At 69.4% G+C, this 22,828-nt stretch carries 19 protein-coding genes; 12 read left to right on the top strand and 7 right to left on the bottom strand.

The window, feature by feature from the left end:
• Positions 1 to 71: 71 nt before the first annotated feature.
• Genes ACZ58V_RS01840 through ACZ58V_RS01830 form a run of 3 tightly spaced genes read right to left on the bottom strand, consistent with a single transcriptional unit; the run spans position 72 to position 2,153 of the window.
• Positions 72 to 872, bottom strand: coding sequence for an AIM24 family protein (locus tag ACZ58V_RS01840; protein WP_382832833.1), 801 nt, complete (start codon positions 870 to 872; stop codon positions 72 to 74).
• The gene (locus tag ACZ58V_RS01835) at positions 869 to 1,519 is read right to left on the bottom strand and encodes an AIM24 family protein (RefSeq protein WP_468188138.1); all 651 of its coding nucleotides are present in this window, start codon (positions 1,517 to 1,519) and stop codon (positions 869 to 871) included. Before ACZ58V_RS01835 ends, ACZ58V_RS01840 begins: the two co-directional genes overlap by 4 nt.
• Position 1,520: 1 nt before the next feature.
• Positions 1,521 to 2,153, bottom strand: a complete 633-nt coding sequence (locus tag ACZ58V_RS01830; RefSeq protein ID WP_471288722.1) for an AIM24 family protein — start codon at positions 2,151 to 2,153, stop codon at positions 1,521 to 1,523.
• A gap of 220 nt (positions 2,154 to 2,373) precedes the next feature.
• Here ACZ58V_RS01830 and ACZ58V_RS01825 point away from each other — a divergent pair, with 220 nt between their 5' ends.
• The 4 genes from ACZ58V_RS01825 to glxA all read left to right on the top strand — a co-directional run bounded on the left by ACZ58V_RS01825 (position 2,374) and on the right by glxA (position 7,387).
• Positions 2,374 to 2,718: a DUF3817 domain-containing protein gene (locus tag ACZ58V_RS01825; protein ID WP_468188140.1), complete on the top strand. Its 345-nt coding sequence runs from the start codon at positions 2,374 to 2,376 to the stop codon at positions 2,716 to 2,718.
• On the top strand, positions 2,715 to 3,008 hold the full coding sequence (locus tag ACZ58V_RS01820; protein ID WP_189723263.1) for an MTH1187 family thiamine-binding protein: 294 nt from the start codon (positions 2,715 to 2,717) through the stop codon (positions 3,006 to 3,008). The genes ACZ58V_RS01825 and ACZ58V_RS01820 overlap by 4 nt, the downstream gene beginning before the upstream one ends.
• Before the next feature lie 575 nt (positions 3,009 to 3,583).
• The gene (locus ACZ58V_RS01815; RefSeq protein ID WP_471287881.1) at positions 3,584 to 5,428 is read left to right on the top strand and encodes a glycosyltransferase family 2 protein; all 1,845 of its coding nucleotides are present in this window, start codon (positions 3,584 to 3,586) and stop codon (positions 5,426 to 5,428) included.
• Between the two features lie 3 nt (positions 5,429 to 5,431).
• Positions 5,432 to 7,387: a radical copper oxidase GlxA gene (gene glxA / locus ACZ58V_RS01810; RefSeq protein WP_468188145.1), complete on the top strand. Its 1,956-nt coding sequence runs from the start codon at positions 5,432 to 5,434 to the stop codon at positions 7,385 to 7,387.
• A gap of 19 nt (positions 7,388 to 7,406) precedes the next feature.
• Here glxA and ACZ58V_RS01805 read toward each other — a convergent pair whose 3' ends face one another.
• On the bottom strand, positions 7,407 to 8,405 hold the full coding sequence (locus tag ACZ58V_RS01805) for a glycoside hydrolase family 6 protein (RefSeq protein ID WP_468188147.1): 999 nt from the start codon (positions 8,403 to 8,405) through the stop codon (positions 7,407 to 7,409).
• A 182-nt stretch (positions 8,406 to 8,587) separates the two neighbouring features.
• Between ACZ58V_RS01805 and ACZ58V_RS01800 the strand changes: the two genes are divergently transcribed.
• The 3 genes from ACZ58V_RS01800 to ACZ58V_RS01790 all read left to right on the top strand — a co-directional run bounded on the left by ACZ58V_RS01800 (position 8,588) and on the right by ACZ58V_RS01790 (position 11,264).
• Positions 8,588 to 9,097, top strand: coding sequence for a MarR family winged helix-turn-helix transcriptional regulator (locus ACZ58V_RS01800; protein ID WP_468188149.1), 510 nt, complete (start codon positions 8,588 to 8,590; stop codon positions 9,095 to 9,097).
• A 43-nt stretch (positions 9,098 to 9,140) separates the two neighbouring features.
• A complete protein-coding gene (locus ACZ58V_RS01795; RefSeq protein ID WP_468188151.1) occupies positions 9,141 to 9,479 on the top strand; it encodes a DUF3817 domain-containing protein in 339 nt (112 codons plus the stop codon).
• A gap of 84 nt (positions 9,480 to 9,563) precedes the next feature.
• The gene (locus tag ACZ58V_RS01790) at positions 9,564 to 11,264 is read left to right on the top strand and encodes an acyl-CoA mutase large subunit family protein (protein ID WP_471287879.1); all 1,701 of its coding nucleotides are present in this window, start codon (positions 9,564 to 9,566) and stop codon (positions 11,262 to 11,264) included.
• An 8-nt stretch (positions 11,265 to 11,272) separates the two neighbouring features.
• Here ACZ58V_RS01790 and ACZ58V_RS01785 read toward each other — a convergent pair whose 3' ends face one another.
• Positions 11,273 to 11,881, bottom strand: coding sequence for a TetR/AcrR family transcriptional regulator (locus ACZ58V_RS01785; RefSeq protein ID WP_468188155.1), 609 nt, complete (start codon positions 11,879 to 11,881; stop codon positions 11,273 to 11,275).
• Positions 11,882 to 12,114: 233 nt separating this feature from the next.
• Between ACZ58V_RS01785 and ACZ58V_RS01780 the strand changes: the two genes are divergently transcribed.
• The 5 genes from ACZ58V_RS01780 to ACZ58V_RS01760 all read left to right on the top strand — a co-directional run bounded on the left by ACZ58V_RS01780 (position 12,115) and on the right by ACZ58V_RS01760 (position 17,051).
• Positions 12,115 to 13,089 carry a tetratricopeptide repeat protein gene (locus tag ACZ58V_RS01780; protein WP_468188157.1) on the top strand — a complete coding sequence of 325 codons (975 nt, stop codon included), beginning with the start codon at positions 12,115 to 12,117 and terminating at the stop codon, positions 13,087 to 13,089.
• Positions 13,090 to 13,711: 622 nt separating this feature from the next.
• Entirely contained in the window at positions 13,712 to 14,356 is a 645-nt protein-coding gene (locus tag ACZ58V_RS01775) for a DUF6230 family protein (protein ID WP_189723272.1), read from the top strand.
• A gap of 190 nt (positions 14,357 to 14,546) precedes the next feature.
• Positions 14,547 to 15,131, top strand: a complete 585-nt coding sequence (locus ACZ58V_RS01770) for a DUF6114 domain-containing protein (protein ID WP_468188159.1) — start codon at positions 14,547 to 14,549, stop codon at positions 15,129 to 15,131.
• The gene (locus ACZ58V_RS01765; RefSeq protein ID WP_468188161.1) at positions 15,121 to 16,461 is read left to right on the top strand and encodes a hypothetical protein; all 1,341 of its coding nucleotides are present in this window, start codon (positions 15,121 to 15,123) and stop codon (positions 16,459 to 16,461) included. Before ACZ58V_RS01770 ends, ACZ58V_RS01765 begins: the two co-directional genes overlap by 11 nt.
• An 83-nt stretch (positions 16,462 to 16,544) precedes the next feature.
• Positions 16,545 to 17,051, top strand: a complete 507-nt coding sequence (locus tag ACZ58V_RS01760) for a hypothetical protein (RefSeq protein ID WP_468188163.1) — start codon at positions 16,545 to 16,547, stop codon at positions 17,049 to 17,051.
• Between the two features lie 59 nt (positions 17,052 to 17,110).
• On the opposite strand, the gene ACZ58V_RS01755 is transcribed toward ACZ58V_RS01760, so the two are convergent.
• Together ACZ58V_RS01755 and pyk are read right to left on the bottom strand one after the other, a co-directional pair.
• Positions 17,111 to 20,836: a hypothetical protein gene (locus tag ACZ58V_RS01755; RefSeq protein ID WP_468188165.1), complete on the bottom strand. Its 3,726-nt coding sequence runs from the start codon at positions 20,834 to 20,836 to the stop codon at positions 17,111 to 17,113.
• A gap of 500 nt (positions 20,837 to 21,336) precedes the next feature.
• Positions 21,337 to 22,764, bottom strand: a complete 1,428-nt coding sequence (pyk, locus tag ACZ58V_RS01750) for a pyruvate kinase (protein ID WP_468188167.1) — start codon at positions 22,762 to 22,764, stop codon at positions 21,337 to 21,339.
• Positions 22,765 to 22,828 lie beyond the last annotated feature (64 nt).

Below are 22,828 nucleotides of genomic sequence, written 5' to 3'. Positions count from 1 at the left end.
TTCGTGTGACGGCGCAGGCCTGCCGAACATTGGTGCGCAGGCGTTCGATGTCACACTCCGCAGACTACCGCTCACAGCCCGAAGCGACGCTGGAGGTCACCCAGCTGTCCGGGAAGACGTGGTGCGCCGGATTGACCGGGGTGGGGGCCGGATGCCCCGCCGCCGGGCACACCGGCCTGGTGCGGAACGGTCCCCGTGGCCTGCTCGGCCATCAGGGTCTCGGACGACTGGAGCAGCACCGTGCCGGCGCCGACGAACTCGAACTGGTGCTCCTCGCCGGAGACCCCTCCGAGGCCTGTCAGTGCACGTAGACCGCCCATGACGCCGGTCATGTACCCGTGGTCGTAGTGGTGGCAGGGCGAGGGGCAGTCGGCCCATCCGACCAGGGCCTGGGGGTCGACCCGGATCGGGGGTTCCATGAACACCACCGGGCCGTTCGACGCGGCCACGAACTTTCCGGTTCCGATGAGGGTCAGAAAACCCGGCACGATTGATTGCTTCAGCGCGAGAGTTGGCTGAAAAGCGAGGAGGTTGCCCGAGCGAATGGTCAGATTGCCGTCCTCGAGGTCGAACGAATTCACGTCGAAGGCCCGGTCGGCGAGGAGCATCTTGCCCGAGCCCTCCGCCACGACCCAGTCGCTCGCGTGCAGAGGCGAATGGAACGACGTACGGACCAGACGGTCCAGCCGGCCGTGCCCGACGCCGTTGAAGTCGATCGAGCCGTAGTAGGCGATCATCTTCCCCTTCTGCAGGAACCACTGGCTCCCCTTCAGTTCCACGCAGAAGGTGTAGGGATTGACGTTGTCGTCGGGCGGCAGCGACGCCGGGTCGAAGACCGCGGGGCCGGCGCCCGGAGTTCCGTACGTGCTCACAGCTTCTCCTCCGACGCCTGGACGTACACCGCACCGCTGCCGCTGAGCTCCAGCTGGAACGCCTCGCCCGAGCCGCGGCCCACCATGTCCCGCCAGCCCAGGGCGGTGGACAGTTTGTTGCGGACGTCGCCGTGGTGGGCGACGTAGGCCTGCGGGTCCACATGCACCGGCCGCTGGGGCGTGATCGGGATCTCGATCACTCCGCCGTGGGCCATGACCGCGACGGCCCCGTGCCCCTTCAGCGTGGTCGTGAACAGCCCCTGGCCGCTGACCTGGCCGCGGACCATGCCCATGACGCCGCCCTGCGAGCCGAGGAACATCGTGCCCTGCTGGAGCGAGCCCTCGAAGGCCAGGAGGCGGTCCGCCTCGACGTACAGCGTGTCGCCGGAGAGCCGGATCACCTGGATGTGATGCCCGCCGTGCCCGAAGAGGACGGTGCCGCTGCCCTCGACGGTCATCAGGGGCGTGTCCTCGTCCGCCACCCTGCGGCCGATCATCGACATGACCCCGCCCTGCCCGCCCGCCGTATTGGGCGTGAACGACACCTCACCGCGATACGCGAGCATCGCGCCGCGCTGACTGAACAGCCGCTGACCGGGCGTCACCGTCGCCTCGACCATCTTCGCGTTGATCTCCCGGAAGGCCATGTCACACGTCTCCCGCGATCGTGTTCCGCTCGCTCGGCTGCACGTACACCAGCCCGTCCCCCTCGAACCGCATCTGGAAGGCCTCGCCGCCGCCCTCCCCGAGCAACGTGCGGAACGTCACACCGGACTGGAAGGACTGCCGAAGGTTGCCCTGATGCGCCACGTACGCCCCCGGGTCGACGGTCAGCGGATACTGCGGACTCACCCGCAGCACCACCGCCGGCCCGTCCGACATGATCGCCGCCTGGCCGTGGCCCTCGACGGACGTCGTGAACAGCCCGTTGCCCTGCGAGGCGCCGCGCAGGCCGGTGAACTCCGTCCCCGTGCGCAGCCCGCCGTCGGTCGCGAGCAGGTTGCTCGACTCGACGTAGAGCTTGTCGCCCTGGAGGCCGACCAGGTTGATCTCGGAGGCGCGGTCCGCGAACCAGCAGGTGCCGCGCCCCTTCACCTCCATCAACGTCATCTGCTCACCGGTCAGCCGCCGGGTCACCATGCCCCGGATGCCCTCGCCGCCGCCGCTGAGCTTCTTGAAGGCCATCTCGCCGTCGTACGCGACCATCGAGCCGTTCTTCGCCTTCATGGCATCTCCGGTCATGTCGACGGCGAGCACCTTGTTGCTCTGAAGTCGGAACATCGCCACGTACGGGAAGGTAGCCGCAGGCCGGGCCCCGTGGACAGGGCCCGTGGGTGGAGAAAGTCCCTGATCGCACCCTTAGGGGCCGGGGAGGCGGACCCCGGGCCGAGGACCCTCCGGCTGTTTGCCACAATGGGCGGGACGCTTGTGCGTGCGTTCACAAACCCTCTTGCCGTTCAGCCCGTCCAGACCGCCGCGTCTCTCCCACCGAAGGTGACCCGTGGACCTCAAGACCGCCACCGCCCTCCGCCGCCTCCGCCTGGTCTCGGCACCCGAGGCGATCTCCTTCCTTCTCCTGCTGGTCTGCTCGGTGCTGAAGCGGACCACGGAGTTCAATGCCGTGCCGGTGATGGGCATGGTGCACGGTGTTCTGTTCGTGCTCTACGTGATCTTCTGGGCCGACGCGTGGAACCGGACGAAGTGGTCGGTGAAGACCGCCGCGCTGTACTTCGTCCTCTCGGTGCTGCCCACCGGCGGCTTCTTCGCCGACCGCAAGCTGCGGCGTGAGGCCGAGGACGCGGTCATCGCGTCCCGGGCGCGCCAGGAAGGGGCTGTGAGCGCGTGATCGTCGCCTTTTCCGTGACGCCGCTGGGGGTCGGTGAGGACGTGGGGGAGTACGTCGCCGACGCCGTGCGGGTGGTTCGTGAGTCGGGGTTGCCCCATCGGACCGATGCGATGTTCACGTCCGTCGAGGGGGAGTGGGACGAGGTCATGGACGTCGTCCGGCGTGCCGTGGCCGCGGTCGAGCGGCGTGCGCCCCGGGTGTCCCTCGTCCTCAAGGCGGACATCCGGCCCGGGGTGACGGATGGTCTGACCTCCAAGGTCGAGACGGTGGAGCGGCATCTCGCCGAGTAGTCGTACTCGAGAGCGGAAGCAACGACGGGAACCCTGGTCCGATGCGGGCCGGGGTTCTTTCGTGTTGGGGCCGGGTGGGTCCGCGGCCCGGAGGAGCAGGGTGCCCTGGCGGTACCTCCCAGGCCCTTAAGGCCCTGGGGGAGGCGCGATGCCCGCAACTGGGGCGGCTACGGCGAGCCCGCGGCGACGGCCGGTGGCAGCTGGGCCGGCACGAGGCTGCCCGCAGCCAAGCGGCAGGCCGCAGGCGCAAGCCACGACGCGCCCGCAGCCGCCGATGCACGGAAGGGGACGTGTCGGGGGTGTCCGCCCGCAGCGGTTGGCGCGTCAACGCCGGTCAGTCGGTATGAAACTCAATCGCGCCGTTCCGAGGACGGACACCCCCCCCGGCGCGGCCCCGATTCACCCCACCGCGCAGGCGCCACACGCACCCCCCGCCGGAGCCGCTGAGGCTGCCGCAGGCATATGCGACCCCCACCCACCTGGACGCCCTCAGTTCGACAGCGCCCCAAAGGTCCACTTTTGTATGGGTATCGAGGTACCGCGCTTCGATCAGGCCTCAATTACTGGAGGGCGCTGTGCGGCCGGAGGGCTACGACTACGACTCCTACAGCCGACTCGCCGGACCGCTCACGGAGCCGTCCGGTGAGGGGTACCGGGTGCAGTACGTCTCGCTCCTCGCCCGTGAGCCCCGTCGAATACGAGCCGTCCTCCTGATGAGCCTCGCGCCGCTGCTCACCGGCGCCCTGCTGGTCTACCTCGTCTGGCCCACCCACTGGGTGGAACGCGAGGGCGCCCAGCGCTGGCTCATCGGTCTCGACGTCACCATGCTGATGGCGATCGGCCTCATCGAGCTCTTCATGCTCGTCAACGTCGCCTCCGTCGCCCACGCCACGATGGTCGCCTGCGACCCCGTCCCCGTCGTCCCCGAACCAGGCACCCGCGTCGCCTTCCTCACCACGTACGTGCCCGGCAAGGAACCCCTCGCCATGGTCCGCGCGACCCTGGAAGGAGCCACCCGCATCCACCACACCGGCCCCCTCGACGTCTGGCTCCTCGACGAGGGCGACGACGCCGAGGTGAAGGCCATGTGCGCGGAACTGGGCGTACGCCACTTCACCCGCCGCGGCGTCCCCGAGTGGAACCGCGACACGGGCGTCCACAAGGCCCGCACCAAGCACGGCAACTACAACGCCTGGATCGCCATGCACGGCGACGCGTACGACTTCTTCGCGTCCGTCGACACCGACCACATCCCGATGCCCAACTACCTCGAACGGATGATGGGTTACTTCAGGGACCCCGACGTGGCCTTCGTCGTCGGCCCCCAGGTGTACGGCAACTACCACAACCCCGTCACCAAGGCCGCCGAGTCCCAGCAGTTCCTCTTCCACGCCCTCATCCAGCGCGCGGGCAACCACTACCGCGCCCCCATGTTCGTCGGCACGAACAACGTCGTACGGATCTCCGTCCTCAAGCAGATCGGCGGGCTGCACGACTCCATCACCGAGGACATGGCCACCGGTTTCGAGATCCACCAGCACCGCAACCCGGACACGAACCGCTTCTGGCAGTCCGTCTACACCCCGGACGTGCTCGCCGTCGGCGAGGGCCCCGCCTCCTGGACCGACTTCTTCACCCAGCAGATGCGCTGGTCGCGCGGCACCTACGAGACGCTCATCACGCAGTACTGGAAGGCGCCCCTCAGCATGCCGCCGGGCCGCCTGCTGTCCTACACGCTCATGCTCGTGTACTACCCGATGGCGGCCGTCAACTGGTTCCTCGGGATCTTCAGCTGCTTCCTCTTCCTCTGGTTCGGCGCCTCCGGCACCGAGGTCGCCGTATCGGTCTGGATGATGCTCTACAGCGACGCGGCCGCCTGCCAGATCGGGCTGTACCTGTGGAACCGCCGGCACAACGTCTCACCGCATGAACCGGAGGGCTCGGGCGGCCTGGCCGGCATGGGGATGTCGGCCGTGTCCGCGCCGATCTACCTCAAGTCCCTCACCGAGGCGGTCATGCGCCGCCCCAGCCGATTCGTCGTCACGCCCAAGGGCGACGACGCCTCACCCGACCAGCTGGCCACCTTCCGTATCCACCTCTTCTGGGCGGCCCTGCTGGCCACGTCCCTGGCCGCCTCGGTGGCCCTGGACCACACGCATGCCGCGATGCGCACCTGGGCCTTGCTCGGCATGGCCATCTCCCTGGCGCCGGCCGCGGTGTGGGCCACCACGGCCTGGCAGGACCACCGGGAGCGGCAACGGCAGCTCGCCCACGCCGGCGCGCAAGCACCGGCACAGGAACAGGCACCCCCGCACCCGCACCCACGCGTGCCGGAGAGCAACGAGCCGGCCCCCGCCCCGGCCCTCGCCACCGCGTCCCCCGCGGCCCCGGTCTCCGGCACCACGACAGGAGGCAGCTAGGCCATGGCCTACCAGCTCTCGCAGAAGACCAAGAAAACCGTCCTGGGTATCGGCGGCATCGCGGTCCTGGCGGGCCTCAACGCCCCGGCCGCGCTGGACTTCGTCTCCACGCAGTACCACGAGTACAAGATCGCCCAGCCGGAGTACATGGCGAAGTACGGCTCCTGGACCCAGCTCGACATCCCGGAGGAGTTCCGCACCAACGCCATCCACGCGGCCCTGCTGCACACGGGCAAGGTGCTGATCGTCGCCGGGTCGGGCAACGAGCAGCGCAAGTTCGACGCGGGCGAGTTCGACACCGTCCTGTGGGACCCGGAGAAGAACACCTACAAGAAGATCCCCACCCCGGAGGACTTCTTCTGCGCCGGGCACGCCCAGCTCCCCGACGGCCGGCTGCTGGTGGCCGGCGGCACCGCCCGCTACGAACGCCTGGGCGCCGAGGTGACCCGGGCCGGCGGCGGCATGCGCGTGAAGAACGAGAGCCCCGACAAGGCGGTGTTCCTGAAGAAGGGCACCCGCTTCCGCTCCCCGGCCGGCTTCGAGTACGTCACCAAGTTCGACGTCACCGTTCCGAAGGCCAAGCGCAGCCAGAAGATCACGTACAACAGCCGCGGTGTCATGAAGCCCTGGAAGACCAAGATCACCGCCAGCGAGGCCCGCGTCTGGGTGGAGGCCGTGGACAAGGGCTCCCTGTCGGCCACCCAGAAGCAGGCGCAGTACGCCATCGTCGGCCTGACGGGCAAGGCCGCCGACAACGCGTACGGCCTGTCGGAGAAGATCACCCTCGACAAGCAGGACTTCCAGGGCATCCGCGGCGCCTACGAGTTCGACCCGAAGGCCGAGAAGTACATCCCCGTCGACCCGATGGACAAGGCCCGCTGGTACCCGACGCTCGTCGGCCTCGACGACGGCCGGGTCCTCGCGGTGTCCGGCCTGGACGACGTCGGCATGATCGACCCGGGCGACAACGAGATCTACGACCCGGAGACCAAGAAGTGGTCACCGGGACCCAAGCGGTACTTCCCGACGTACCCCGCCCTGTTCCTCACCAAGGGCGGCAAGCTGTTCTACCCGGCCTCCAACGCCGGTTACGGGCCCGCCGACCGGGGCCGTGAGCCGGGACTGTGGGACCTGGAGAAGAACACGTTCCGCAAGGTGCCGGGGCTGACGGACCTCGACCAGACCGAGACCTCGGCCTCCCTGCTGCTGCCCCCGGCGCAGGACCAGAAGGTGATGATCCTGGGCGGGGGCGGCGTCGGCGAGTCGAGCAAGGCGACCCCGCGCACGGCCGTCGTGGACCTGAACAAGGACAACCCGGCCTTCCGGGACGGCCCCGACCTGCCCCAGGGCACGCGCTACCTGAACAGCGTGATCATGCCGGACGACACGGTGTTCACCTCCAACGGCTCCAGGGACTACCGCGGGCGCAGCGCCAGCAACATCCTCAAGGCGCAGTTCTACGACCCCAAGAGCAACGCCTTCCGGGAGGCCGCCGCGCCGAGGGTGGGCCGCAACTACCACTCCGAGGCGCTGCTGCTGCCCGACGGCAGGATCGCCACCTTCGGCTCCGACCCGCTCTTCGACAACCAGCAGAACACCAAGCTGGGCCACTTCGAGCAGCGCATGGAGGTCTTCACCCCGCCCGCCCTGCACAAGAACCCCCGGAACCGCCCCGTACTGAAGGGCGGTCCGGAGAAGCTGAACAAGGACCACAGCATCACGTTCCGTACGGACCACCCGGAACGCGTGGCCGCGGCGCGGCTGATGCGGCCCAGCGCGGTCACGCACACGACCGACGTCGAGCAGCGCTCCATCGAGCTGGACATCACCAGGAAGGGCGGCGCGGTGACCTTCGAGGTGCCCCGCGACCCGGCCCTGGTCCCGCCCGGCTGGTACATGCTGTTCGTGACGGACGGCCAGGGCACGCCCTCGCGGGCCAAGTGGATCCACGTGGAGTGAGCGTGAGCGGAGGGCCGGGTCAGTCCTCCGCGTTGCGCGCCAGCTCCAGGGCGTACTCCGGCCACCAGCGCCCGGCGTCCGGGCCGCCCTCGCAGTCTCCGTCCGACTCGCCGGGCCGCTTGATCCACAGGTAGGCGTCCAAGGTCTGTTCGCCGGTGTGGGTCGTGGGCGGGGTGCCGAGCGCCCGGCCCGGCGGGTTGCACCAGATGCCGGGCAGGGGGCCGTTGCCGTTGCGGCTGGTGTCGATGACGAAGTGCTTGCCGTCGAGGGCCTCGGCGAGCCGGATGCCGTACTCCGTGCTCTCGTCGTCGGTCTGGAAGTTGGAGACGTTGAGCGCGAAGCCGTCGGCCTGTTCGATCCCGGCCCGCTGCAGCGGCTCCACCAGCTTGTCCGGCTCCCGGATCCAGTCCGCGTTGCCCGCGTCCAGGTACACCTTGGTGTTCGGCTGCTGCTTCAGCCGGGTGATCGCTTCGCCGAGCAGCTGTTCGCGCTCGGCGTGGTACTCGCCGGGCGTGCAGCCGTCCACGATGTGCGCGACCGCGTCGGGTTCCAGGACGACCAGCGCCTTAGCCTCGCCGAGGGCGTCGGCGAACTGCCCGATCCATTCCCGGTAGGTGTCCGCGTCCTCGGCCCCGCCCGCCGAGTGCTGGCCGCAGTCCCGGTGCGGGATGTTGTACGCGACGAAGACCGCGGTCTTCCCCTCGTCGCTCGCGGCCGAGGCCGCCGCCCGCACCGCCGGTGCCGGATCGATCTCGCCGGGCGGCCACAGTGCGACGGGCCGGTCGGCGATCCGCCGGATCAGCTCGGCGTCGTCCTCCCGGTCCTGCTGCTCCCAGAGCCGCGCCTGCTGGGCCGCGGGGCTCTCGGGGTCGACCCAGAAGGGTGAGCCGGCCGTGTAGCCGGCCTTCGTGGTGTCGTCGCCGGTGTCGGCCGTCTCGGCGCGGCCGTGAGCGGACGAGCAGCCCGCAGCGAGACCGAGCACCGCGAGTGCCGCGAGGGCGTGGATCAGCCGTCTCATGCCGCTCCCTGTGAGGAAGGTGACGTTCAGTGATGGAGCCGTTGTCAATAGTTACATACTCGTATGAATCGCCATGTAAAGGACATGGCCTCGCCCTGCCCCCGGATGGCGGAGCCGGAGGCGCCGGACCGAAGGGCGAGACGGGGCTGACCACCATGTGACCGGCCGGTAAGGTCGGGTTCGTGCCGAAGCCGCTCAGTCTCTCCTTCGATCCGATCGCGCGCGCCGACGAACGCTGGAAGCAGCGCTGGGGAAACGTGCCGTCCATGGCCGCGATCACCTCGATCATGCGCGCCCAGCAGATCCTTCTCGCCGAGGTCGACTCGGTGGTCAAGCCGTACGGGTTGACGTTCGCGCGCTACGAGGCGCTGGTGCTGCTCACCTTCTCCAAGTCCGGCGAGCTGCCGATGTCCAAGATCGGCGAGCGGCTCATGGTGCATCCCACGTCCGTGACGAACACCGTGGACCGGCTGGTGAAGTCGGGTCTCGTCGACAAGCGGCCCAACCCCAACGACGGGCGAGGCACCCTCGCCAGCATCACCGAGAAGGGCCGCGAGGTGGTCGAGGCGGCCACCCGCGACCTGATGGCGATGGACTTCGGGCTCGGGGCGTACGACGCCGAGGAGTGCGGGGAGATCTTCGCCATGCTGCGGCCGCTGCGGATCGCGGCGGGGGACTTCGAGGAGCGGTGACCCGGGGCAAGATCCCCCGGAACGGGTCGTTACGCTCGACGGCATGAAGAAGAGCGTGCTGACCCGCTACCGCGTGATGGCCTATGTCACCGGCGTGCTGCTGGTCCTGCTGACCCTGGGCATGATCGGCAAGTATGTGCTCGACCTGAACGGCGCGGCCGACTTCACGCGCGTCGTCAGCATCGCGCACGGCTGGCTGTACGTCCTGTACCTGGTCTTCGCCTTCGACCTGGGCTCCAAGGCGAAGTGGCCGGTCGGCAAGCAGGTGTGGGTGCTGCTCGCCGGGACCGTCCCGACGGCCGCGTTCTTCGTGGAGCGCAGGATCAGCCACGAGCTGGAGTCCCGGCTCGCGGAGGAGTCGCCCGCGCCCGCCAAGGCGTAGCCCCCGCGGTCTCACCGCCGTACGGACGAACGTGCGGCGGTCTGCCATCGACATTTACTTGGACGTCCTAGTAAATTCGAAGGTATGGACGCTGACGCCATCGAGGAAGGCCGCCGTCGCTGGCAGGCCCGGTACGACGCCGCGCGCAAGCGCGAGGCCGACTTCACCACGCTCTCCGGCGACCCCGTGGAGCCGGTGTACGGGCCGCGGCCCGAAGACAGGTACGAGGGGTTCGAACGGATCGGGTGGCCCGGGGAGTACCCCTTCACCCGCGGCCTGTACGCGACCGGCTACCGAGGGCGTACGTGGACCATCCGGCAGTTCGCCGGGTTCGGCAACGCCGAGCAGACCAACGAGCGCTACAAGATGATCCTCGGCAACGGCGGAGGCGGGCTCTCGGTCGCCTTCGACATGCCGACGCTCATGGGCCGTGACTCCGACGACCCGCGCTCACTGGGCGAGGTCGGGCATTGCGGTGTCGCCATCGACTCGGCCGCCGACATGGAGGTCCTGTTCAAGGACATCCCGCTGGGCGACGTCACGACGTCGATGACCATCAGCGGCCCGGCCGTCCCCGTCTTCTGCATGTACCTGGTCGCCGCCGAACGCCAGGGAGTCGACCCGGCCGTTCTGAACGGCACGCTCCAGACGGACATCTTCAAGGAGTACATCGCCCAGAAGGAGTGGCTCTTCCAGCCCGAGCCGCACCTGCGGCTCATCGGCGACCTGATGGAGCACTGCGCGGTCGGCATCCCCGCGTACAAGCCGCTGTCCGTCTCCGGCTACCACATCCGCGAGGCCGGGGCGACGGCCGCGCAGGAGCTGGCGTACACGCTCGCGGACGGCTTCGGGTACGTGGAGCTGGGGCTCTCGCGCGGCCTGGACGTCGACGTCTTCGCCCCCGGGCTCTCCTTCTTCTTCGACGCGCACGTCGACTTCTTCGAGGAGATCGCCAAGTTCCGCGCGGCGCGCCGGATCTGGGCGCGGTGGATGCGGGACGTGTACGGGGCGAAGAGCGAGAAGGCGCAGTGGCTGCGCTTCCACACCCAGACGGCCGGGGTCTCGCTCACCGCGCAGCAGCCGTACAACAACGTCGTACGGACTGCCGTGGAGGCGCTGGCGGCCGTGCTCGGCGGGACCAACTCGCTGCACACCAACGCCCTCGACGAGACGCTCGCGCTGCCGAGTGAGCAGGCGGCGGAGATCGCGCTGCGGACGCAGCAGGTGCTGATGGAGGAGACCGGGGTCGCCAACGTGGCCGATCCGCTGGGCGGTTCCTGGTACGTCGAGCAGCTCACCGACCGGATCGAGGCCGACGCGGAGAAGATCTTCGAGCAGATAAGGGAACGGGGGCTGCGGGCCCACCCCGACGGTCAGCACCCGATCGGGCCGATCACCTCCGGGATCCTGCGCGGGATCGAGGACGGGTGGTTCACCGGGGAGATCGCCGAGTCGGCGTTCCAGTACCAGCGGGCGCTGGAGAAGGGCGACAAGCGGGTCGTCGGTGTCAACGCCCACCACGGGTCCGTGACCGGGGACCTGGAGATCCTGCGGGTCAGTCACGAGGTGGAGCGGGAGCAGGTGCGGGTGCTCGGCGGGCGGAAGGCCGGACGCGATGACGCGAGGGTGCGAGCCGCGCTCGACGCGATGCTGGTCGCCGCGCGCGGTGGCACCAACATGATCGAGCCGATGCTGGAGGCTGTGCGGGCCGAGGCGACGCTGGGGGAGATCTGCGGGGTGCTGCGGGACGAGTGGGGGGTGTACACGGAGCCTGCCGGGTTCTGAGGAGCCGGCTAGGCCAGGCCCTGCAGCAGCACCCGTGTGAATCCGCGTACCCACTCCTCGTCCGCCGGTTCCGCGCTGACGAGGGTGCGGTGGACCACCGCACCCGCGACCATGTCGAAGATCAGGTCTGCCGTGCGGGCCGCCGACTCCGGGTCCGGCTCGGGAGGCAGCTCGCCTCTCGCCTGGGCCCGGGAGCGGCCCTCCAGGACCAGGCGTTTCTGGCGCTCGACCACCGACGCGCGGATGCGTTCGCGCAGGGCGTCGTCGCGGGTGGCCTCCGAGATCACCGCCATCAGGCCGCTCTTCGCCTCCGGGCGGGCCAGGATCGTGGCGAACTGGAGGACGACGCCCTCGATGTCCGCGGCCAGCGAGCCGCTGTCCGGCAGCTCCAGCTCGTCGAAGAGTTCCGCCACCGCGTCGACGACCAGCTCGTTCTTGCCCGCCCAGCGACGATAGAGGGTTGTTTTTGCAACCCCGGCGCGGGTCGCGACGTCTCCCAGGGTGAGTTTGGACCAGCCCAGTTCCACCAGTGCCGCACGGGTGGCGGCCAGGATCGCGGCGTCCGCCGCGGCGCTGCGGGGGCGCCCGGTGCGGCTGGCTGGGCTGCGGCTGTGCATGCCATGACCATAACGGGCGGTTCCTGTGTGGCCGTGAGGGAGATCACCGGGGGGTGGTGGTCCGGCGGTTCGGTGTGCCATTACGCTACGTCTCGTAGCGAAAGCCCGTGAAGGACGTACGCGGGCTTCGGCGACATGGCGTGGGGTGGGGACCCGGCGCCGAACGGGACCCGACCGGCCCGGCTTTCACACCGTTTTTCACACGCGCGCGCAGTACGGGGGAGGATAGACGCATGCAGCCACGGAACATGTCCATGAGCGGAGTCGTCGACCTCGCCGCGGTGAAGGCGGCCCAGGAGGCCAAGGCGAAGGCGGAGCAGGCACGTGCCCAGGCCGCCCGGGAGGGTGGTGCGGGGGCGATCTCCCCGGCCGACCTCGTCATCGACGTCGATGAGGCGGGCTTCGAGACCGAAGTCCTGCAGCGGTCCGCCGAAGTGCCGGTCGTCATCGATTTCTGGGCCGAATGGTGTCAGCCCTGCAAGCAGCTGAGCCCGGTCCTGGAGCGGCTGGCCGTCGAGTACAACGGCCGCTTCCTGCTCGCCAAGATCGACGTCGACGCCAACCAGATGCTGATGCAGCAGTTCGGCATCCAGGGGATCCCCGCGGTGTTCGCCGTCGTCGCGGGGCAGGCGCTGCCGCTCTTCCAGGGGGCCGCGGGCGAGGAGCAGATCCGGGGAACCCTGGACCAGCTGGTGCAGGTCGCCGAGCAGCGCTTCGGCCTGACCGGCCTCACCGTCGACCCCGACGCCGAGGCGGGTGACGCCCAGGCGGCTCCCGAGCGTCCGGCCGGTCCGTACGACGGGCTCCTCGAGGCCGCCGTGCAGGCGCTGGACTCGGGTGACCTGAGCGGTGCCATCCAGGCGTACAAGAACGTACTGAACGAGGAGCCGGGCAACGAGGAGGCCAAACTGGGTCTCGCCCAGGCCGAGTTGCTCCAGCGGGTGCAGGGCGTCGACCCGCAGCAGGTCCGCAAGGACGCGGCCGACAAGCCGGCCGATGTGCAGGCGCAGATCGCCGCCGCCGACCTGGATCTGGTGGGCGGTCATGTCGAGGACGCTTTCGGCCGTCTGATCGAGACCGTGTCGCGCACGGTGGGTGACGACCGGGACACCCTGCGGATGCGGCTGCTGGAGCTGTTCGAGGTGGTCGGGCCCGAGGACCCGCGGGTGATCGCGGCTCGCAGGGCCCTGGCGCGCGCCCTGTTCTGACCAGTCGTTAAACACGCGGGCTTGTGGTGCCCACGTGAAAGATTTGCCCACGGAGCGTCACTGCGGCCGCGCTTTACCAAAACTTGGTAATCGCGGCCGCTGTTACTGCGAGTAAGTCGCGAGCGTTGATCTGTCGGTTTCTGTCCATCGATCAACAGCTTTGTACCACCGGTGGGGGCCACCCTGTGTCGTCGGCCGAGACCGATGGGCCGTTGTTCGGTTATACGGCCGTTACTAGCCAGTAACGAACCCCCTTGTGCGGGCGGCGAGAATGCACCACGATCGGCCACGCTCGGTCCATTCCCGTACCCCGGCAGCCGGTTGGGTCGCGGGACGTCCTGGGTCCCCACCGAGCAGAGCCGGCGGCAGTGGCGCCGGCTCTTGGACAGGGGGGTCTTCGCCCACCCGGCGAAGCCTGTCCAGCAGGGTTGTGCGTGATGCGTGTCAGGCGCGACCAGTGGTTGTCGCTCGGGGGTGATCGCCGGTGATTCGGGCGCGAGTTGCGCCGCCGAGTGCAGGCGCTCTCCTTCCCGAGGACGTAGCACTTCTCCCATCCCTGCCCGGCTGAGCCGCCATTCGGGGCGAGCCAGGACAGGAGATGTACGTCCGAGAAGGAGGAAATATGGAGTCCCAGGTGCGTGGCGGGACCAGATGGAAGCGGTTCGCTGTGGTGATGGTGCCCAGCGTCGCCGCTGCGGCATGTGTGGGTGTAGGGCTCGCGCAGGGTGCGCTGGCCGCGTCGTTCAGCGTCTCCGGTCAGCAGTTCAAGGTGTCGGCCAGTCACCTGCACGGTGAGGGTTTCGCGCAGTACGGCGGAATCGACAGCGTCTACACCTCGACCGACGGTGAGAAGAAGACGCAGGTTCCCGTCGCGATCTCGTCGTTCGACGACGCGACGATCAGCAAGATGTGCCAGTCGGTCGCGACGCCGATCCCCCTCATAGGCAAGACGGTCTACCTCCGTCTTGAGGCGGGGAACGACGCCAAGAAGCCGGTCAAGGCCGAGAACCTCTACATCGACGTCGCCCAGCTCGACGCCGACGCGGAGTTCAAGGACATCGACATCGGCGTCGCGGTCAAGGACAAGACCCGTGGTCCTGCGGTCAAGGACACCAAGACCACGCTGCCGGGCGGGTTCGCCCAGCAGGCCAGGGAGGCCGACCTCTACGGCGTCAAGCAGACGGCGTGGGCGACCACGGCCGGCACGTTCAAGCTGAGCGGCCTGTCGATGAAGCTCGGCATGGACAAGGGCATGGAGTGCTACTGACAGCCTCCGTCCCACGGGTGTCCGGGGGCGGCTGACCCGTCCCCTTCGAGGGGCGGGGAGGCCGCCGCTTCCCCGCCCCTCGGGCCCGGCCCCGCGCCGGGCCACCACACAGACTTAGACTTTCCGGCTTCTCCACACGCCTACGGCCGAGCCGGTACGTACCTCCATCGGACCGAGGGAGCTGTTTTCCATGAGTGCCGAGACTCCGGTCCAGAGCGCCGGGACTTTCGCCCGGTTGCGTCTGCGATTCCGTGACTGGCGGGGCACCCGGCCGTTCTGGGCAGGCCTGTTCACCATCCTCGGCGGGGTGCCGATCGCCTACTTCCCCTACGCCACCCTCAAGTTGGGCACCATGTCGCTCACCATGGCGACCACCGCGGGTGCCGGCTCCCTCATCATCGGGGTCCTGCTGATCACGCTGGGTCTGACCATGTGGTTCCAGCAGGCGACGCGGGTCTTCGCCGGTGTCGCGGCGATCATCCTCGCCCTGGTGTCGCTGGTGGTCTCCAACATCGGAGGCTTCCTGATCGGCTTCCTGCTGGCGATGCTCGGCGGTGCCCTCGCCGTCGCCTGGGTGCCGGGCAAGACGGAGGACACGGGGAAGGGGCCTCGGGCGGCCGGTCAGGGACCGACGGGAGAAGGAGCCGTGGAGCCCTCTTCCGAGAGCACGGCCGGTGAGACGGATGGGACGCACCCTCCGTACGGGCCCGGTGACGGCGGCCCGGCGGGCGACGTCCGGTCCGAGGCCCGCAACGGGGGGTACCGTGTCGGCTGAACCCCGCGACGGCTCTCCCGCCGCCCAGACGAAGGCGAGAACGGGGCCACGTCACGCGGCTCCCAAGAAGCCGCTCTTCACCCGGTTCCAGATGCCCGCCGGCAAGGCCATAGCCATGGCGGCGATGCCCACCGCCGTCCTCATGGGCATGGGATTCACCCCGACGCTCGCCCTCGCCGACGAGCAGCCGTCGACCGCCAACAGCCTGACGGCCGACGAGTACAAGGACTGCCTCGCGGCGATGGAGGACGACAAGGACGGCGCCTCCCCGTCGCCCTCGGCGAGCGAGAGCGAGGCCGCGGGCGACGAGGACAAGGGCACGGCCGAGCCGACTCCCTCGGCGTCCGCCGGCTCGGACGCGGGTGCGGACAAGGACGGCTCGTCCTCTTCGTCGGATTCAGGTTCCGACGACGACGGCGACAAGACCGAGCCCACCCCGACCCCTTCGGCGTCCGAGGGCACGTCGGGCGATGACGACGAGGCGACGCCCAGCCCGTCGGCGTCCAAGAGCGGCGGCAACGTCCTCGAGGACATCGGCGACGCGATCGGCGGCATCTTCAACGGCGGCAAGTCCACCGAGAGCCCGAGCCCCACGCCCTCCGCCTCCGCCTCGCCGTCCGGGGACACGAGCAACGCCGAGGACACCGAGACGTCCTCGGACACGAGCGAGGACGACGCGTCCGACGCCGTCAAGAAGACGACCGACACGGTCGAGGACACCGTCAAGGACACGACGGACGCGGCGTCGAAGGCGGCCGGGGACACGACCGACGCCGTCGAGAAGGCGGCCGGGGACGCGGCAGACAAGGCCACCGCCTCTCCCAGCCCGTCCGCGAGCCCCTCCGTGGACCCCGAGGACTGCCCGGCCGCCACGGACGCCGAGGGCGGGGTGGACAACGAGCTCCTCGTGCCCGACGAGCCCTGGCGCCTGGAAGCCAGCTCGCTGAAGCTGCACGGCGCCGACTACCAGGGCATCGTCGAGGTGAAGACGGCGAGCGGTGCCACGAAGAAGGTCCTGAAGTTCGTCATCTCCAAGGGCACCGAGATCGGGGACCTGCACCAGCTCGTCAAGGACAAGCAGTCCGGCAAGACCCACCACGTCCAGGCGGCCAAGGGGTCGACGTCCACGATCACCGACGGCAAGACGGTGATGTACACGGAGAAGATCTCGGGCAACCTGCTCGGGCTGGTCCCGCTCACGTTCGACCCCGAGCACCCGCCGCCCCTGAACCTCCCGGAGATCTACTTCACCAACGTGAAGGTCACCCAGGCAGGCCAGTTCGGCGGCACGCTGACCGTGCCGGGGCTGCATCAGTACGTCACGGACTGACGTACCCGACGGACTCGAGGGCGCCCCCTGGCCACAGGGGGCGCCCTCGCCGCTGTACGGGACAGATGAGGGATGATCGAGGCATGACCATCGTGGAGGTGCTGACGGGGTTCGCCGAGTCCGGAGGAATTGGCGTTCTCAAACCGGGGGCGTCTCTCGCCGACGTTTCCGAGCGGCTGGGACCGCCTCAGGACGGGGAGTACTTCCCAAGCCGGCGGAGGAAGAGGGGCGAGCCGCGCAACGTGCGCTACGGCGATGTACGTCTCGAGGTCTGCTGCGACATCCTCCAGACGGTGGCACTGAGCACCGGGGCCGGGCCCGTCGACCTTCCGAGCGGCGTACCGGGTGAGACGGAGGAACTGCCGTCGGCCGTGACCGCCGCGCAACTTCGCGATGCGTTCTCCTCCGCCGGAATACGTGCCGAGGAGGGGCCGTGGCCCGAGTCGGCCGACCAGATCACCCTCGTGGTGCGCCATTCCCCCGCAGACGTGCACTTCACCTTTCGCCGGACGGTCCCGGACGAGTCCGGGGACAGCGGTACGGTCCTGCACAGCGCGATCGCCCGAGGCACCCATCACGTCTGCCACTGAGGCGAAGGCGGAGGCCGGCCCGCATCGCGGACCGGCCCCCTTCAGCTCTGCGTCGGTGCCTACCCGACACCCTTCTGGCGGCTGATTTCCTTCAACGCGTCGACCAGGAACTTCAGTTTCGGCGCGAAGTTGGTCTTGCAGCCCCACCTCAGCGGCTTGGGCTTCTGACCAGTCTCCAGCTTCTCGTTGTACCTCTGGTTCGCGGCGTCCTGGTTGAAGATGCGCATCGCATCGGTCGACTTGGCGATCAGATCCTCACGCAGCCGGTCGTCGTCGATGAGCGTCTGGACGACCGCGCGGATCTCGTCATTGGTGGCCGATCCGGCCTTGACGTCGATCGCGTAGCCCATGATGCCGCCCTTGACTTCGGTGGTCTGCAACCCCACCTCGCGGCCGTTCTTCAGATTGACGTGCGCACCCCGCTTGGTGCACCAGTCCCCGTCGATCGGCGAGATGTGGTCGATCCCGCAGAACCGCTTCTTGCCCCCGGCCGCCTTGGCAGCGGCGAGACCCTTCGCCTTGGAAGACCCGGCTGCGCCGCTGAACAGGTCCGCGGCGTCCAGCACGCACTCGCCGAGCTGGCCCTTGCGGTACTTCTCGATGATGTCCTTCAGCCGGGCGAGGGTCTTCTTGCCCCAAGCGGCCTTCTCGAAGAACTCGGCGATACCGCTGGCGACCCGGACGATCGCCTTGCCGACGGCGGGGAGTTTGCCCACGACCAGCGCGAGGGACGCCACGTCGACGAAGGACCACAGGCAGCTTTCGATGTCGTCCTCACCGAAGCAGCGCTTGACGTTGTTGACGCCCAGCACCTCCAGCAGGATCTCGCCGCCGTTGGCCTTCACCCAGTCGATCACGCTCAACGAGACGGCCGCCTGAGCGGCGCGGAAGTCGTCGACGCACTGCTGACCGCACTGGGCCCGCAGGATGGCCTCGTCGTCGGCGCTCAGGGCCGGTCCCGGATTCCCTCCGGACACACCGGTGTCGCCCGTCTCCATGGCTTCACGGCGCTGCTGTTCGAGCCGCTTGCGCTCCTCCTGTTCCGCGCGATCGGCAGCCTGGTCGGCCTCCTTCGCGGCACCGTCGGCGTTCTTGGCCGCCGTCTCGGCCGCCGTGGCGTCCTGTTCCGCCTTGGTCGCGGTGCCGCGAGCGCTCGCCGCGTCCTTCTCCGCCGCGGTGGCGGCGGAGCGGGCACTGCTGGCGTCCTTCTCCGCCTCGTCGGCCTCACGGTCCGCCGCGGCGGCTTCGGACTCCGCCTCGTTCGCGGCCATCCCGGCGTAGACGGCGTCCGTACCGGCCTGCTGGTCGTACTTCTGGGCGTTGGCGTCGGCCTTCTTCGCCGCTTCCGCGGCGGTGGCGGCCTCGGCCGCGGAAGCGCGCGCGGCGGCCACCGAGGCCGCGGCCTTGGCCGCGTCGTCGGCTGCCGCCGCGGCGGCCTGGGCGGCCAGCTTGGCGTCGCCCTTCGCCTTCTCCGCCAGAACCTTGGCCTCCTTGGCCGCCCTGGCGGCCTCTTCGGCCTTGGCCTTGGCGGCGGCGGCCTGGCGTTCCGCGATCGGCTTGGACGTCTGGCCGACGAGGACCGCGAAAGCGGCCGAGACGTCGGTCTCCTTGTATGGGGTGCCCATGGCGATGGCCTGGTTGGCAGGCTTGATCACCTCGGCGGCCGAGTCGCGGGCGGCGGTGGCCGCCTCACCCGCCGCGAAGGCGTGACCGGCCGCGGTGGCGGCCCAGGTGGCCGTCTTAGCGGCCTCGGCCTTCGCGGCCGTGGCCTCCTGGCGTGCCGTGACCGCCGCGGCGGCGGCCTTCTTGCCCTCGGCCTCGGCGTCGTCGGCGTTCTTCTTGGCCGCGGCTGCGGCGTCGATCGCCTCGGCCGCGGCGGCGTGCGCCGTGGCGGCCGCGGCGCGCGTGGTCTCGTACGCGGACCACGCGTTGTCGGCAGCGGCGCGGGAACGGGACGCGGCGGCGTCGGCGCGCGTGGCGGCCGCCCGAGCCTTCACGGCGGCCTCGCTCGCATCGTCGGCCGCGGCCCGGGCGTCGCGCGCCTCGTCGGTCGCCTCGGTGGCGGCGGAGCGGGCTTCTGTCGCGGCCTCACGGGCCTCACCCGCGGCCGCCGAACCCTTGGCAGCTTCGGCGGCGGCCTCCAGGGCGGCCGCCCTGGACTTGGCGGAGTCGCGCTTCCGTTCGGCCGAGACGGCCAGATCGCGAGCCAAGTACGCCTGGGCTTCGGACTCCTCGGCCTCCTGGCGCTTGGCGGCGGCGGTGCTGCCCGCCGCTTCTGCGGCGCCGCGTGCCCGGGCGGCGGCATCTCGATCCGCCTGCGCTCGCTGCTCGGCATCCTTCGCCTTGGTCCGTTCGGCCGCCGCGTTGGCCCGCTCCCGCTTGGCGTTGTCGCGTTCCTTCTCGGCCGTGGCCCGTTCGACCGCCGCCCTCGCGGCGCCCGCCTTCGCCGTCTTCTCGGCCGCCTCCGCCGTCGCCTGGGCGTTCTTCGCCTTCGTGGCGTTGGCGGCGGCCTCCTTGGCCAGCGCGTCCGCGGACACCCGGGCCGCCTTCGCCTGGGCAGCCGCCTCCTGCGCGGCGATCCGCCGGAACTCGGTGTTGATGGCGTGCGCCTGGGTCTGGGAGAGCGCGAACAGCGTCTTGCTGTCGGCCACCGTCGCCTTGGCGGCGTTCACCGCGGTCTGGGTGGCCTTCGCCGCCGCCTGGGCCGCGGCGTACGAGGCCTTGGCGACCTGCACCGACTGCTGGGTGTACAGCAGTCCCCGGCCGCGCGGCGTCTTGGCCGCGTCAGCGATGGCGTACGCGTCGTTCTGCGCCGTGGTGGCCTGTCCGGAGGCCATCTTGGCGGCGGCCACCGCCTTGTTGGCCAGCGTCAACTGGTCCGCGGTCCGCTTCTGGGCGTTGGCCAGGTCCGTCTTGGCCTGGGTGAACACCGCTGCCTTGGGCCGGTGGATGTTGTCCTTGGGCTGACCCGCCCAGTACTTCTGCCACAGCAGGATCTGCTCGGCCAGCCACGCCTGCCCGATGGACTCGATCATTGCATCAGTGGCCTTGCGGGCCTGCGCCGACGCGTTCGCTTCAGCGGCCATGATGGTGGCTCGGGGCTTGGCCTGGGCGGCGTACTCCTGCTCCCACTCCTGGTGGGCCGTCAGAACGACTGGAGAGAGGATTCGCCGGGCGTCGACCGGGTTCCCGCTGTCGCAACCGCCCCAGGCGACCTTGAGTGCCTCGACCTCCAAGCGGTACTCGGTGGAGCCTTCCTCCAGTGGCGTGGTGACGAAACCACCGTTCCGGAGGAAGGATGCGACGTCGCTGGCTGTGGTGCCGTTGTGGGGGCCCCGGACATCGCTGTCATCGAAGATCGCGCTGGCGGCGAAATCGTTCCAGCTGTCCTGGCCCGCGATCTCGCCGGCGATTTTCCTCGCCTGGTCGACTGACGCCTGGGTGGGGACGCTGCGGCCGTCCTGTCCGAGCATGCCCCAGAGATCCTGCTGCGTGCGGAACGTGAAGGCCAGGACGTCCGCGTTGAACTCGGGGGCATGGAAGCTGGTGCCCGAGTCCCAGCCGGTCTGCGCGTAGATCTTGTTGGCGGACTCCCAACTCTCCTTGCGCGCCCGGGACTGGTCCCCGTACTGGGAGGCGCCCTCCACGTCACTGTCTCGGGCACCGCCGAGGGCGCCCGCGCCCCAGAGAACGCCGTCAGTGGCGGCTGCAAGATCGGCATCGGTGCCGTTCAGAGACTTCGAGGCCGCTGCCTTCATAGCGGGGCCGCCGATGTGCAGCGCCACGCCGGCGATACACCTGTTGGTCCGAGTCTGTTGGCCAAGGCTGATCCGGAACCTGCCGTCATCCGGATCCCCGGCCGGCGGTTCGTCGGCCCGGGCCGGTGCCGCGTACACCAGTCCCGTCAGTACGGCCGATGCCGCCACCAGGGCGGTGCCGGCTAACCCCCGTGAGCGCAGGGCTCTTCGCATGTCGTCGCCTGTCTGCTGGATGAATGGTCGACCCAGGAGGAGGGCAGGCGGACATGGCTGCGCGGCAGTCGTGGTCGGACTGCAGGCAGGTCACTTCCGTCAGGAGTTGTCCATATTGGACAGATGCGTTCGCGCGCTGGTCAGGCACGCTTCCCCCGCACCCTCTCCCCAAGGGCTTCGCAACAGTTACACGGGAAACGGGAGAGTGCCAGAGGGATTTTCAGTGGCAAAGGCCATGTACGAGACGAGGGCGCCCCCTGGATCGCAGGGGGCGCCCTCGGTGCCGTTCAGGGGCCTGTACGGCCCTTTGCGGGTCAGGACTTGGCTTCGCCCAGGTGGTGGACGCGGACCATGTTGGTGGTGCCGGGGACGCCGGGGGGCGAGCCGGCGGTGATGACCACGATGTCGCCGTCGTTGAAGCGGTTGAGCTTGACCAGCTCCTGCTCCACCAGGTCGACCATCTCGTCGGTGCTGTTCACGAACGGGACCACGTACGGCTCCACGCCCCAGCTCAGCGCCATCTGGTTGCGGGTGCCCTCGTCGGTGGTGAAGGCGATGATCGGCTGCTGGGCGCGGTAGCGGGACAGGCGGCGGGCGGTGTCGCCGGACTGGGTGAAGGCCACCAGGCCCCGGCCGCCGAGGAAGTCGGCGATCTCGCAGGCGGCACGGGCCACCGAACCGCCCTGCGTGCGCGGCTTCTTGCCCGGGACGAGCGGCTGCAGGCCCTTGGACATCAGCTCCTGCTCGGCCGCGGCGACGATCTTCGACATCGTCTTGACCGTCTCGATCGGGTACGCGCCCACGCTCGACTCGGCGGACAGCATGACCGCGTCGGCGCCGTCCAGGATCGCGTTGGCCACGTCGGAGGCCTCGGCGCGGGTCGGACGGGAGTTGGTGATCATCGACTCCATCATCTGGGTCGCCACGATCACCGGCTTGGCGTTGCGCCGGCACAGCTCGATCAGGCGCTTCTGCACCATGGGGACCTTCTCGAGCGGGTACTCGACGGCCAGGTCACCGCGGGCGACCATCACGCCGTCGAACGCCATCACGACGTCCTCCATGTTCTGCACCGCCTGCGGCTTCTCCACCTTGGCGACGACCGGGACGCGGCGGCCCTCCTCGTCCATGATGCGGTGCACGTCCTGGACGTCCTTGGCGTCGCGGACGAAGGACAGCGCGACCAGGTCGCAGCCCATGCGCAGCGCGAAGCGGAGGTCCTCGATGTCCTTCTCGCTCAGCGCGGGCACGTTGACGGCCGCGCCAGGCAGGTTGATGCCCTTGTGGTCGGAGATGACGCCGCCCTCGATGACGATCGTCTTCACCCGGGGGCCCTCGACCTCGGTGACCTTCAGCTCGACGTTGCCGTCGTTGATCAGGACCTGGTCGCCCTTGGTCACGTCGCCGGGCAGGCCCTTGTAGGTCGTCCCGCAGATCGTCTTGTCGCCCGGGACGTCCTCGGTGGTGATGGTGAACTCGTCACCGCGCACCAGCTCCACGGGACCTTCGGCGAAGGTCTCCAGGCGGATCTTCGGGCCCTGGAGGTCGGCGAGGACACCGATGGCCCGGCCGGTCTCCTTGGCGGCGGCACGGACCCGGTCGTACCGGCCCTGGTGCTCGGCGTGCGAGCCGTGGCTGAAGTTGAAGCGGGCCACGTTCATACCGGCTTCGATCAACGCGACAAGCTGCTCGTGGGAGTCGACCGCGGGGCCGAGAGTACAGACGATTTTCGAACGGCGCATGGGGCGATCCTATCGGTTTGTTTCGCAACGGAATATTCCGTCTGGCGGAAAATACAAAAGGGCG

The organism is Streptomyces sp. NPDC040589 (genome assembly GCF_055594445.1).
This window is presented reverse-complemented; position numbering and strand designations above follow the sequence as displayed.